The sequence below is a fragment of the Rheinheimera maricola genome, from assembly GCF_016918075.2.
In the GTDB taxonomy this organism is placed as follows: Bacteria; Pseudomonadota; Gammaproteobacteria; order Enterobacterales; family Alteromonadaceae; genus Alishewanella; species Alishewanella maricola_A.
Genome location: NZ_JAERPS020000004.1, coordinates 217,848 through 231,205, shown reverse-complemented (window position 1 = coordinate 231,205; position 13,358 = coordinate 217,848). Strand labels below are relative to the sequence as shown.

12 protein-coding genes and 1 tRNA gene are annotated in these 13,358 nt (G+C 49.3%); 7 read left to right on the top strand and 6 right to left on the bottom strand.

Translation table 11 applies throughout. The annotated features are described in order from the left end of the window. Positions 1-210: 210 nt before the first annotated feature. Together I4W93_RS12405 and I4W93_RS12400 are read right to left on the bottom strand one after the other, a co-directional pair. Positions 211-1,254, bottom strand: a complete 1,044-nt coding sequence (locus I4W93_RS12405) for a methionine synthase (RefSeq protein ID WP_205311474.1) — start codon at positions 1,252-1,254, stop codon at positions 211-213. 24 nt (positions 1,255-1,278) lie between these two features. After that, positions 1,279-2,256: a DUF1852 domain-containing protein gene (locus tag I4W93_RS12400; RefSeq protein WP_205311475.1), complete on the bottom strand. Its 978-nt coding sequence runs from the start codon at positions 2,254-2,256 to the stop codon at positions 1,279-1,281. Positions 2,257-2,513: 257 nt separating this feature from the next. Here I4W93_RS12400 and I4W93_RS12395 point away from each other — a divergent pair, with 257 nt between their 5' ends. Both I4W93_RS12395 and I4W93_RS12390 read left to right on the top strand, forming a co-directional pair. Further along, the gene (locus tag I4W93_RS12395) at positions 2,514-2,768 is read left to right on the top strand and encodes a type II toxin-antitoxin system ParD family antitoxin (protein WP_205311476.1); all 255 of its coding nucleotides are present in this window, start codon (positions 2,514-2,516) and stop codon (positions 2,766-2,768) included. After that, positions 2,761-3,060 (top strand): type II toxin-antitoxin system RelE/ParE family toxin, encoded by a 300-nt coding sequence (locus tag I4W93_RS12390; protein ID WP_205311477.1) that lies wholly within the window; start codon positions 2,761-2,763, stop codon positions 3,058-3,060. The genes I4W93_RS12395 and I4W93_RS12390 overlap by 8 nt, the downstream gene beginning before the upstream one ends. 37 nt (positions 3,061-3,097) lie before the next feature. Here the strand turns inward: I4W93_RS12390 and I4W93_RS12385 are convergent, their stop codons facing one another. Together I4W93_RS12385 and I4W93_RS12380 are read right to left on the bottom strand one after the other, a co-directional pair. After that, positions 3,098-3,493, bottom strand: coding sequence for a VOC family protein (locus tag I4W93_RS12385; protein ID WP_205311478.1), 396 nt, complete (start codon positions 3,491-3,493; stop codon positions 3,098-3,100). A gap of 300 nt (positions 3,494-3,793) precedes the next feature. Next, a tRNA-Leu gene (locus I4W93_RS12380) sits at positions 3,794-3,880 on the bottom strand. A 244-nt stretch (positions 3,881-4,124) separates the two neighbouring features. Between I4W93_RS12380 and I4W93_RS12375 the strand changes: the two genes are divergently transcribed. After that, complete coding sequence (locus I4W93_RS12375) at positions 4,125-5,531, top strand: family 14 glycosylhydrolase (protein ID WP_205311479.1); 1,407 nt, start codon at positions 4,125-4,127, stop codon at positions 5,529-5,531. A 78-nt stretch (positions 5,532-5,609) separates the two neighbouring features. Continuing rightward, positions 5,610-6,107, top strand: coding sequence for an RDD family protein (locus tag I4W93_RS12370; RefSeq protein WP_205311480.1), 498 nt, complete (start codon positions 5,610-5,612; stop codon positions 6,105-6,107). Between the two features lie 22 nt (positions 6,108-6,129). Here the strand turns inward: I4W93_RS12370 and lptG are convergent, their stop codons facing one another. Beyond that, entirely contained in the window at positions 6,130-7,197 is a 1,068-nt protein-coding gene (gene lptG, locus I4W93_RS12365) for an LPS export ABC transporter permease LptG (RefSeq protein WP_205311481.1), read from the bottom strand. A 1-nt stretch (position 7,198) separates the two neighbouring features. Beyond that, positions 7,199-8,302: an LPS export ABC transporter permease LptF gene (gene lptF / locus I4W93_RS12360; protein ID WP_205311482.1), complete on the bottom strand. Its 1,104-nt coding sequence runs from the start codon at positions 8,300-8,302 to the stop codon at positions 7,199-7,201. Between the two features lie 184 nt (positions 8,303-8,486). Between lptF and pepA the strand changes: the two genes are divergently transcribed. The 3 genes from pepA to I4W93_RS12345 are packed head-to-tail and all read left to right on the top strand — an operon-like array spanning position 8,487 to position 13,345. Then, entirely contained in the window at positions 8,487-9,995 is a 1,509-nt protein-coding gene (gene pepA / locus I4W93_RS12355; protein WP_205311483.1) for a leucyl aminopeptidase, read from the top strand. Then, a complete protein-coding gene (locus I4W93_RS12350) occupies positions 9,995-10,450 on the top strand; it encodes a DNA polymerase III subunit chi (RefSeq protein ID WP_205311484.1) in 456 nt (151 codons plus the stop codon). Before pepA ends, I4W93_RS12350 begins: the two co-directional genes overlap by 1 nt. Before the next feature lie 15 nt (positions 10,451-10,465). Beyond that, positions 10,466-13,345 (top strand): valine--tRNA ligase, encoded by a 2,880-nt coding sequence (locus tag I4W93_RS12345; protein ID WP_205311485.1) that lies wholly within the window; start codon positions 10,466-10,468, stop codon positions 13,343-13,345. Positions 13,346-13,358: the final 13 nt, after the last annotated feature.

Below are 13,358 nucleotides of genomic sequence, written 5' to 3'. Positions count from 1 at the left end.
GCCCCTATCCCTAGTTTTTGCTTGATAACGTGCCGCCTGGCAGTAGTTTTCGATGATAATGCCCTGGATGATAATCCTCTGCATGGGAAGGTCAGTATAGACCATTGCGTCAGAATAAATAGTAAAGTTAGGAACATTGATTTTTCAATACGCAGAGGATAATGGTGGGCTCGCCGGGGGGCTCTGGCCAGCAAGCTGGATGCGACAAAACTAAAGTAGCTCTTTACGTACAATTTCAGCCCCTGCAGCCAGGGCGTTTAGCTTGGCGCTGGCAACCTCACGCGATAACGGCGCCATTCCGCAGTTAGTACAGGGGTAAAGCTTGTCAGCATCGACATACTGCAGCGCTTTTCTCAGTGTAGCCGCTACTTCTTCTGCGGTTTCAATGCGGTTGCTTGCTACATCAATGGCACCTACCATCACTTTTTTGCCACGTAAAAGTTCCAGTAACTCCATCGGTACCCGCGAGTTATGACACTCTAGCGAGATAATATCGATATTGGATTTTTGCAGCTGAGGGAAAATCTTCTCGTACTGTCGCCACTCAGCACCCAAAGTTTTTTTCCAATCGGTATTGGCTTTAATGCCATAGCCATAGCAAATATGCACTACCGTTTCGCATTTAAGCCCTTCGATGGCGCGCTCTAAACACGTAATGCCCCACTCGTTTACGTCATCGAAAAACACGTTAAAAGCCGGCTCATCAAACTGAATAATATCCACCCCGGCGGCCTCTAACTCTTTTGCCTCCTGATTCAGTATTTTGGCAAATTCCCAGGCCAGCTTTTCGCGGCTGTTATAGTGGTTATCATACAAGGTGTCGATCATCGTCATCGGGCCAGGCAAGGCCCACTTTATTGGCTGCGTGGTTTGCCCGCGTAAAAACTTAGCATCGTCGACAAACACCGGCTTTAACCGTGACACCGGGCCCACTACCGTTGGCACACTGGCATAATAGCGATCACGGATCCGCACCGACTTACGGTTATCAAAATCCACCCCGCTTAAGTGCTCAATAAAGGTGGTGACAAAGTGTTGCCGGCTTTGCTCGCCATCGCTGACAATATCAATGCCTGAACTTTGCTGCTGTTGCAATGCCAGCCGCAGCGCATCCTGTTTACCGGCAATAAGTTCTTCACCCTGTAATTTCCAGGGTGACCACAGTGTTTCAGGCTCTGCCAACCAGCTCGGTTTAGGTAAACTGCCAGCCGTTGAAGTAGGTAATAGCGTTTTTTGTAGTAAATGCTTGTTCATAAATTTTGTTATCCGACTGATTAATTAATCGCAATTAGCCGACCATTGTTCCAGCGTTGCCCGGTGCGGTTTAATAAAGTGCTCTTCAGCAAACCTGCCCTGCGCTATGGCTAGCTTGCGGCGCTCTTCACGGTCATACACAATTTGCGTGATGGAATGATCCTGGTTCTTCAAATTCGGTTGATAGCTTTTGCCGGCGACCGCATTGGCGTTATAAATTTCTGGCCGGTAAATTTTTTGAAAGGTTTCCATGGTGCTGATGGTGCTAATCAGCTCAAGATTGCTGTAATCGTTAAGCAAGTCACCAACAAAATGAAAGGCCAGCGGCGCAACACTGTTTGCCGGCATAAAATAGCGCACCTGCAAACCCATCTTGTTAAAATACTGCTCGGTTAACGACGACTCGTTTGCCAGGTACTCCACCCCCAATACCGGATGCTGGTTTTCCGTGCGCCGATAAACCTTGTTATCCGACACACTCAGGCAGATCACCGGTGGCTTGTTAAAGTGCTGTTTGTAAGCATCTGAGCTAACGAAATTTTTGAACAGCTTGCCGTGCAGCTCGCCAAAATTATCCGGGACGCTGAACTGAGCTTGCTGCTTATTATGCTCGCGTAGTAATACGCTGAAATCATAATCCCGCACATAAGAGGAAAAGTTGTTGCCGACAATGCCTTCAATGCGCTCGTTGGTTTTGTGATCGACAATATGGGTTTTTAATACTTCAATCGACGGAAAGACATCACCCTTGCCGGCAATATCCACTGCCACCGAAATAATGTCCAGCTCAACAGAGTAGCGATCGCCTTTAGGGTTATCCCATTGCGCCAACGCATTAAAACGATTGTTAATCATGTTTAACGCGTTGCGCAAGTTCTGCTGGCGCCACTCACCTCTAGCCAAATTAGCAAAGTTGGTGGTGATACGGGTACTGTCCGCCGGCTGATAATGCTCATCAAACCGAATACGCTTAATGGTAAAACTGAAATCGTTGTTCTTCATGCCTTGGTATCCCTCTTGCTAACTTGCCGACAAAAACATCTAGATGTCTAGATGTTAAGCAGTGCATAAGTTATACGCGCAAGACTGCATGAATAAAAATGATATTATTTCATTAACTCATGACAAAAATTCATAGTTAATACGTATCGAACGCTTATTAATTACCAATAAAATGTTTTGCTGTTCGCTGCACCTTGAAAAGTGCATGTTATGCGCATAACATGACTGTAATGTGCAGTTAGCTTTAGGAGTGGACTATGAACATTACTTTGGGTCATGAATTTGAAAAACGCATCAATGAAAAGATCTCATCTGGTTTATACACCTCAGCAAGTGAAGTAATTCGGGATGGCCTGCGGTTGCTGTTTGAAAAGGATTTAGCAAAGCAACAACAGCTGGAGATATTGCGACAGGAGGTTGCACGGGGCTTTGAACAATTGTCAGCAGGGACACACTCTGCCAAAAACGCTCTGGATATTTTCGATGATGTGAGTCGGGGAATAGATGGCTGATTATAAGCTATCTCTGCTTGCTGAAACCGATATTAAGGAAATATCGGTAACCACAATAGAGGTTTGGGGTAAGCAGCAAGCCAGACTCTATATAGAAAGTCTGCATAACTCGCTGCTGACTCTGGCTCAGCATCCCGATTTAGGGCGAGTGCGTGATGAAGTGTTTTCCGGCGCAAAAAGTTTTCCTTCGGGCAGGCATATTATTTTCTACAAACCCCGTCAGGGTGGAATCGATGTCGCCAGAGTGTTACATCAACGCATGGACCTGCTCAGCCAATTTGATCAATGTTAATCATTGAGAGTTAAAAGTTGTAGCCACTATAACTAACTTATGTCATCGAGTGCAGGCCGATTAAATTGCCTTCAGTGTCGCGCACTACGGCGCAAAAACCATGCGCACCAATCGACATTTTCGGCTGGTGGATACTGCCACCATTGGCTACTGCGCGCTCAGCCTGAACTGCACAATCCTCACAGCCAAAATACACTAGCGTGCCACCGCCGCCCGGGGTAAAGCCAGCCATCTTCACCAGACTACCGCCGGCACCGTAATAACTCATGCCGTTTTCTTTATCCATCGGGAAGAACCACATGTCCATCTCAACCTCCGGCGTGGGTGATGGTATATGTTCCAGCTTGATATCAAACAGCGCCTGATAAAACGCTTTGGCGCGCTCCATGTTTTCTACGTAAATTTCAAAATGTACTACCGGGTTAAATTTCATCGCGTCGCTCCTAAAGTTGGCAATACCCTGTCACAGCTTGCTAATGCAGCAGTAAAGATAGCAGTAATTAACTCACGTTAGTTAGTCGGATGGGGAAAGCAAAGATCGACAGGTGTTTGGTAAAATTTACCTGCTATTTTTCAGGTGTTGTTTTAGCGCACTTAAAGCATTGGGTACCAAATTATTTTTCGCCATTGGCAACGGCCCGATTGAACAGCAAATGCGGCAAAGTGCTTAGCAAGAAGACTTGATATCTAGGATAAATTGGTTTGGAACACAGTGGTAACTTACTGAGATTATTGGTGCCTAGGGTCGGACTCGAACCGACACGGAGTTTCCCCCGGCGGATTTTGAATCCGCTGCGTCTACCGATTTCGCCACCCAGGCACTGAGGGATATTTTGAGGTAAACGCCTGCATTATACGATGCAAATTGGCTGGCGCAAGCGAATTTATGCCACAGCGGCTTAGTTGCACAAAATTGCAGCAGAAGGTAAAAAAATCGCCAGGTTATGCTGGTTGTGTGACGTATCGGCTTATATTGGGGTATCCAACGCAAAATGTCGTAACCGGGCAAAACTTAGCTGCAAAAGCACGGTTTAATACGGCAACGACAATAACGAGACAAGCTGATGCGTTCGATACTATTTATGCTACTGCTTTATCCGCTACTACTATGCCCACTAACAGCAAAAACCTTTAGCGCCAACGTAATGGCACCGTTGCAGGTAGAAGACCGCGCAGAATTTCGCCAACAACTGACAATGGCACGGCAGATTGGCGTTGAGGGTGTATCTGTTGATGTATGGTGGGGTTTGGTTGAGCAAGCCGGCGATCAGCAATTTAACTGGCAGTACTATGACAATATATTTGCTGACATCCGCGGCGCTGGCTTAAAAATTATCCCCATTATGGCACTGCACCAATGCGGTGGTAATGTGGGTGATGACTGCGATATACCCCTGCCTGTGTGGATCTGGCAGCACTATGCTGCTCAAGGCGTTAGCAGCGCTGATTTGCAGTATCAAAGCGAGTTTGGCAACCGTTCAACAGAAACCGTGTCGTTGTGGGCAGACCAATGGGTGCTGGCGCAATACAGCGAATTTATGCAGGCGTTTGCTGCCCGTTATGCTGCATTGGCGCCGGATATCAGTGAAATTAATATTTCTATGGGGCCAGCCGGTGAGCTGCGTTACCCCTCTTATAACAGCCACGACGGCGACCGTACTTCATATCCCAGCCGCGGTGGCTTTCAGGCTTATTCAGCACTGGCTGTTGCCGATTTTCGCCAGGCTATGCAGCAGAAATATCAGCAGATTTCCCAGCTGAATCTGGCATGGCAAAGTGCTCACACAGATTTTAGCCAGCTGATGCCACCGGCTAATGGCGATATTTTTATCCACAGTGGCGCCCAGTTTAATACTGCCGATGGCCGTGATTTTATCCGCTGGTATCACAATGCCTTGCTGGCCCATGGTCAGCGGATGCTGGATACCGCAATGCTAGCTTTTAACAACGAACTGGCCAATATCGAATTGGGGTTTAAGATCCCCGGAATTCACTGGAAAATAGCCGCCAATGATAACAGCCGGCGCAGTGCCGAGCTGGCCGCCGGTTTAATTGCCAGTGATAGTACCTATGCCAGTGAAAATGGCTTCGGCTATAGCGGCATAATATCGCTGGCAGCACGTTACGCTGCAGAGCCACGCGGTGTGATATTGCACTTTACTGCACTGGAGATGGACGACAATCCTGCTACCGAAAGCCAATCAATGGCTAAGAGTCTGGTCGCCTGGGTTGGCGCCGAAGCAAACAGGCAGCAGGTAACAATTAAAGGTGAAAACGCGCTCGCTGCCGGCGTAACACAGCACCATGGCTGGGATAATATTGCCGCTGTATTTGCCAACGGTCACTACAGCGGAATGACAGTATTACGTTTGGCGCAGGTAACGGATGCAGGCCCTGGCCAACAACGTTATCAGCGTCTGATTGCAAAATTGCAGCAGAAAATGGCAACCACACCCGCGATACCACAGTAAAGGATACAAAGAGTGCGGCTTCGAAAAAATAGGCCTGCATGCTACACTTGCACGGTTTTTCACTAGCCGGAATGGTTTATGTTTGCTGATGCACCCCGAGCGGGCCTGGTACGCCGTTTAGCGGCGATAATGTACGATTGGTTAATTTTGGCAGCGCTGTGGATGGCGGCGATGGGGCTGGCGTTAGTGCTGGTAGCATTGTTAAACAGCATCGGCGTAATTTCACTGGCTAATTACACTGACCATGCCGACTTTATTACCAAACATAAGATCTGGTTTCAGCTGTATTCATTGCTATGGTTTGCTTGGTTTTATTTGTATTTCTGGTGCACAGGTGGCCAAACCCTCGGTATGCGTGCTTGGCGCTTATTGCTGGTACAGCAAAATGGTGCTGCTATCAGCCTGAAGCAAGCAGCGCTGCGTGCCCTTAGTGCATTGTTTGGTTTGGGTAACATCTGGCTTTGGCTGCGCTGGGGTAAAGGCTTGGCATTGCAAGATCAGCTAACTGGTACTCAGGTAATAGTACTTAGCAAAGAACAAAGTAAACTATTGAATTTGCACAAAGCGGCCAGATAAGCCGCCATATTGCACGGCCTTATCAGACTTTTTTCCGCATAAAATACAGCGACAAGCCAATAAACAACACACTGGGCAAGGCTGCGCCCGCTAAAGGCGGTAACTGATACACCAATGCGACCGGGCCAAATACTTCGTTGCTCATATAAAAGGCGAAGCCGGTTAAAATGCCCATTAACACCCGCGCTGCCATAGTAACACTGCGCAACGGGCCAAAGATAAATGACAGTGCCATTAGCAACATGGCGATAATAGTCAGCGGCTGCAACGCCTTGCGCCAGTAGGCTAACTCGTATCGGCTCGACTCCTGTGCATTCTGCTGCAAGTAATCAACATACTCATATAAACCAGACAACGACAGCATTTCTGGTTTTATCGTTACCACACCTAATTTGTCGGGTGTTAACGACGAACGCCAGCGCAGCTCAGGCTGTTGTTGTTTGCTAATACGCTCAGCACTGAAACGTTGCTCGGTAACTTGTTGCAATAGCCAGGCGTCGTTACGGTAAATAGCAGTGTCGGCGCTAATAATAGATTCCAGCCTAAGCTCGGCATCAAAACGGTAGATAATAACTTGTGCCAAACCACCGAAGTCGTCCACCTTGCCTATATTGACAAACTGATCGCCATCTTTGGCCCATACCCCCTGCTGTGCAGCAAACAAGCTACCATCTGAAATTGCCTTAGTGCGCAGCTCGCGGGCTGCACGATCACTTACCGGCGCGCCCCATTCAGCCACAGCCATCACTATCAGTACCATCACCAATGAGGTTTTCATCACTGAGCTAATAATATTAACACGCGACATACCCGCCGCTTGCATCACCACTAGCTCACTGTTGCTGGCCAACATACCTAAACCAATCAGGCCGCCAATTAGCGCCGCCATAGGAAAAAACGTCACCAGGTCACCCGGCACGCTGTACAGCGTAAATAAAGCAGCATGCACCATGTCATAGTAACCACGGCCGATTGAACGCATTTGGTCAATAAACTTAAACAGCGCTGATATCGCCAGCAAAACACTAAGTGTGAGTAGCGATGTGCTTAAAATGGTGCGGCCAATGTAAATATCGATAATTTTCAGCATATTAACCACGCCCCGCTAGCCAAGCCTGCAAGCGTTGTGCACTACGTCTGCTACGCATAATTAACACGCCGCCGAGTAATAAAGCCAGGCCATGCAACCACCACATGCCAAACTGCAACGGAATTTTGCCGTCCTCCAGTGCCGAGCGGGCAATAATTAATAATGAGTAGTAACCAAGATATAGCAACAATGCCGGCAGCAAGCGGCCAAATTTGCCCTGGCGCGGATTGACCCGGCTTAGCGGAACCGCAATTAACGTAAGGATGGGGATAGACAGCGGAATAGCGATACGCCAATGCCATTCCGCTATAGCCTCGTTAGTTTCCAATGTTCTTAACTCAGACGTTGGCATGCTGCCGAGTTTACGCCGGCGTTGCTCGACTTCTTGCTCACGGATCTGTATTTGATAGCGGCCAAACTCGGTGATCTCATAGGCCGGTGACCTAACGTCGCCAGCATAACGCCGGCCTTGTTCTAACTGCAGTAATTGCGCACCACTAGCCTCTTCAGACACTCGCCCCGACTGAGCATACACGACCGAGTGGCCTAACTGACCTTGCTGAGTATTGTTTTGCGCCACAAATACCCGGGTTAGATCGCCGTTTTCACGACTAATACCTTGTACAAAAATGACTGCATTTTCATTTGATGTATGCTGAAACCGGCCCGGCACCACCGACAACAAACCGGCATTGGCGTCGGCCTTTTCCAGCAATTGTTGTTCCAGTTCAGTCGCCCACGGGCTTAAATGCAAGGTAACACCGGCTGCCAGTATCGCCATAACCAACGATAGCAGTAGCGTTAAGCGCGTGACATACCATTCGCTAACGCCGGTTGCATGCAGTACCGTCATTTCACTGTCGGCGTAAATGCGACCATAAGCGACTAAAATGCCAACAAAAGCACTTAACGGCAGAATAATCACCGCCAGCTGAGGCAGTTTTAATGCCACTATACTGATCACCAACTGTCCCGGCAGTTCGCCTTCAGAGGCATCGGCCAGAATTTTAACAAAGCGCTGGCTAATAATGATGGTCATCAAAATGATAAATACCGCCAGCTGAGACTTAAAAACCTCGGCTAACAGGTAACGAAAAATAATCAAAACGCCCCCTAAAAACTTGCCTTTTTACTGGAACCCTGGCGATTTTTCAGTAAACTTGACATTTATAGCAATTATTATCAGCCAAACGGCAGAGAAAACCGAGCTTTTTTATAAATTCGCGGTAGAATTTAGCCAATAATGTGCGCAGTTATAGTAGCACAGTCTCTTAGAATCAGGAGTTAGTATGGAGTTCAGCGTAAAAAGCGGAAGTCCGGAAAAACAACGCAGTGCGTGCATTGTGGTAGGCGTGTACGAACCACGTCGTCTTTCCGCCGTGGCAGAACAACTGGATAAAATCAGCGAAGGCTATATCAGTAACCTGCTGCGCCGTGGCGATTTGGAAGGTAAACCTGGCCAAATGCTGCTGTTACATCACGTTCCTAACGTACTGAGCGAACGTGTATTATTGGTAGGCTGCGGCAAAGAGCGTGAGCTGGACGAGCGCCAGTATCGACAAATTATTGCCAAAACCATCAGCACCTTAAATGAAACCGGTTCCATGGAAGCGGTGTGCTTTTTGTCTGAATTACACGTAAAAGGCCGCGATACCTATTGGAAAGTGCGTCATGCGGTGGAAACCACGCAAGACTGCCTGTACGTATTTGATCGCTTAAAAAGCAAGAAAGACGAAACCCGCCGTCCGCTGCGCAAAATTGTGTTTAACGTGCCGACCCGGCGCGACTTAACTATCGGCGAAAAAGCTGTAGAGCAAGGCTTAGCTATTGCCGCCGGTATTAAACAATGTAAAGACGTCGGCAATATGCCACCGAATATCTGCACACCACAGTATTTAGCTGACCAAGCTATGTTGTTGGCAGAAAGCTCAGCCAAAATCAGTGTTGATGTACTAGGCCCGGAAGAGCTGGCCGCACACGGCATGAATTCTTACCTGGCGGTAGGCCGTGGCTCGGTTAATGGCCCGCGCATGGCGGTTATTAAATATAACGGTGCCGGAAACGACAGCGCACCGGTGGTGCTGGTAGGTAAAGGTTTAACCTTCGACTCTGGTGGTATCAGCTTAAAGCCGGGCGATGGCATGGACGAGATGAAATACGACATGTGTGGCGCCGCCTCCGTGCTGGGTACCATGCATGCCGTAGTGCAACTTGGCTTACCGGTTAATATTGTTGCCGTACTGGCCGCTGCTGAAAACATGCCAGATGCTAACGCGTATCGGCCGGGTGATATTTTAACCACCATGTCGGGCCAAACGGTGGAAGTATTAAACACCGATGCCGAAGGCCGCTTAGTACTGTGTGATGCGTTAACCTATGTTGAGCGCTTTGACCCTGAGCTGGTAATCGATGTCGCTACGCTGACCGGTGCCTGTGTTATTGCACTAGGTAAACATGCAACAGGCTTATTAAGTAATCATAACCCGCTGGCACATGAAATTCTGAACGCGTCAGAGCAAAGTGGTGACCGCGCCTGGCGCCTGCCGCTATGGGATGATTATCAGGATCAGCTGGAAAGCCCGTTTGCCGATTTCAGTAATTTAGGTGGCCGTGCCGCCGGCACTATTACCGCCGCCTGCTTTTTGTCACGCTTTACCCGCAAATATAACTGGGCGCACCTGGACATCGCCGGCACCGCCTGGCGCAGTGGCGGCAAAGACAAAGGCAGCACCGGCCGGCCGGTATCCTTGTTAACCCAGTTTTTAATTAACCGGGTTGGCCAACAACAGGATAACTGATGCAGGTTAGCTTTTATCTGTTAAGTGATACGCCGCCGAATGACACGGCCGCAAATGAGCTGAGCAGCACGCCAGCTCATTTTGCTTTAGCGTGCCAGCTTTGCGCCGACTTGTATCGCGCTAAGCAGCGGGTTTTCGTTTATACTGCCGACCAACAACAGGCCGAGGCTTTTGACGAACTGCTGTGGCAGTTTGATGCAGAACGCTTTGTGCCACATAACTTAAGCGGTGAAGGCCCTAAATATGGCGCGCCGGTAGAAATAAGCTGGCAGGCACCACGGCAAAACCGACAAGTGCTGATCAATCTAGCCGCTGAGATCCCGGCCTTCGCCAACCGCTTTAGCCAAATCATCGAATTTGTTCCCGCCGCCGAGCAATTAAAAGCGCAAGCACGGGAGCGTTTTAAGCAATATCGTCAGCTGGGCGTTAACCCGCAAACCGTTAACGCGCACTGAGCAACAGGTATAAAAATGGAAACGAAATTTAACCCAAGTCAAATCGAACAGGCCATGTATCAGGCCTGGGAAAGCAAAGGCTACTTTAAACCGTCTGGCGACAACAGCAACGGCGCTTATTGCATTATGATCCCGCCGCCAAATGTCACCGGCAGCCTGCACATGGGCCATGCGTTTCAGCAAACCATTATGGATGCGCTAACCCGCTACCAACGTATGCAAGGCAAAAACACCTTGTGGCAAGTCGGCACCGACCATGCAGGTATTGCCACCCAAATGGTGGTTGAGCGTAAACTGGCTGCCGAAGGCAAGCCCGATCGCCACGCCATGGGCCGTGACGCTTTTATTGAAAAAGTCTGGCAATGGAAAGCCGAGTCTGGCGGCACCATCACCGAACAAATGCGTCGCTTAGGTAATTCGGTAGACTGGGACAAAGAACGTTTTACCATGGATGCCGGCTTGTCTAATGCGGTGCAGGAAGTGTTTGTGCGTTTGTATCAGGACGACCTGATTTACCGCGGCAAGCGTCTGGTAAACTGGGATCCGAAATTGCACACCGCCATTTCTGATTTAGAAGTCGAAAGCAAAGAGCAACAAGGCCAATTCTGGCACTTACGTTATCCGCTGGCAGATGGTGTGTTAACCAGCGATGGCAAAAACTATTTAGTCGTGGCCACCACCCGGCCAGAAACCATGTTGGGTGATACTGCGGTGGCAGTGAACCCGGATGACGAGCGTTACCAATCGTTACTGGGCAAAGAAATATTGCTGCCGTTGGTTAATCGCCGTATACCGATCATTGCCGATGAGCACGCCGATAAAGAAAAAGGCTCAGGTTGTGTAAAAATTACCCCGGCGCACGACTTTAACGACTATGAAGTGGGCAAACGTCATCAGCTAACGATGATTAACGTGCTGACCAAAGACGCCACTATCCGCACTGAAGGCGAGTGTTTCTTTACTAATGGCGAAGAAAACCCGAACATAAGCGCGGCTATTCCGGCCGAGCTCGCCGGCCTGGACCGCTATGCTGCCCGCAAAGCCATAGTCGCGGCGTTTGATGCCGCCGGTTTGCTGGATAAAGTGGAAGCATTAACCAACACCCTGCCTTACGGCGACCGTTCTGGCGTGGTGATTGAGCCGTTATTAACCGATCAGTGGTATGTGCGCGTGGCGCCGATGGCGAAAACCGCTATTGAAGCGGTAGAAAACGGCGACGTACAGTTTGTACCCAAGCAATATGAAAACATGTATTTCAGTTGGATGCGTGACATCCAGGATTGGTGTATTTCACGTCAGCTGTGGTGGGGGCACCGCATTCCGGCCTGGTACGACAACGACGGTAAAGTGTATGTTGGCCGCGACGAAGCTGAAGTACGCACCAAGCATGGTTTGGCCGCAGATTTTGCCTTGCGTCAGGACAACGATGTATTAGACACCTGGTTTAGCTCGGCGCTGTGGACCTTTTCTACCTTAGGTTGGCCAGATAATACCGAAGAGTTAAAAACCTTCCACCCGACCGACGTGTTAGTGACCGGTTTTGACATTATTTTCTTCTGGGTCGCCCGGATGATTATGATGACCATGCACTTTGTTAAAGACGAACATGGCAAACCGCAAGTGCCGTTTAAGACCGTGTACGTTACCGGGCTTATCCGCGACGAAAACGGCGATAAGATGTCGAAGTCTAAAGGTAACGTTATCGATCCACTGGATATGATTGACGGTATTACGCTGGATGATTTACTGGCCAAACGTACCAGCAATATGATGCAGCCACAACTGGCTGAGAAAATTGGCAACCAAACCAAAAAACAATTCCCGGATGGCATTGATGCCTGCGGTACCGATGCGCTGCGTTTTACGCTGGCAGCACTGGCTTCTACCGGCCGTGATATTAGCTGGGATATGAAACGCTTAGACGGTTATCGTAACTTCTGTAACAAGCTGTGGAATGCCAGCCGATATGTCACCATGATGACCGCAGACAAGGATTGTGGTTTAGCCACGCCTGGTGCAAGTAGCGCCGAGATGAAGCTGTCGCTGGCCGACGAGTGGATCTTAAGCCAATACCAGCAAACCGTCGCACAGTTCCGCCAGTATCTGGATAGCTATCGGTTTGATATGGCCGCCAATACGCTGTATGAATTTACCTGGAACCAGTTCTGCGACTGGTACCTGGAACTGACCAAACCGGTATTGTTTAAAGGCGACGACGCGCAGCAACGCGGAACACGCCACACGCTGCTAACGGTATTGGAATCGTTATTGCGCTTAATGCACCCGATAATGCCGTTTATCACTGAGGAAATTTGGCAGCGTGTCGCGCCGATGATCCGCACTGATCTAAGTGCAGGCGACAGCATTATGCTGCAAGCTTATCCCGAGGTGAACGCCACGCTTATCAACGATAGCGCCACTGCCGACATTGAGTGGGTAAAGAGTTTTATTATCGCTATTCGCAACATCCGTGGCGAGATGGACATAGCCCCATCCAAACTACTGCCGCTGCTACTGCGCAATATGGCCGCTGAAGATAGCCGCCGCCTTGAGCAAAATAACGCGCTGCTACTGAATCTGGCCAAGCTGGATAGTATTACCGTACTCACTGGCAATGACACCGCACCTGCCTGCGCGGCACAACTACTGGGCGGCATGGATTTACTTATTCCAATGGCTGGCCTGATTGACAAAGCGGCTGAATTGACGCGAATTGCCAAACAGCTGGAAAAAATGCAGCAAGAAGCTGCCCGGGTAGCCGGTAAACTGGCTAACGCAGGTTTTGTCGCCAAAGCACCGGAAGCGGTATTAGCCAAAGAGCGCGAAAAACTGGCTGAGGCCGAAGCTGCTATAGTGAAATTACTGGCCCAGCAAGCCGAAATCGCTGCGCTGTAAGCCCAGCGGCTGT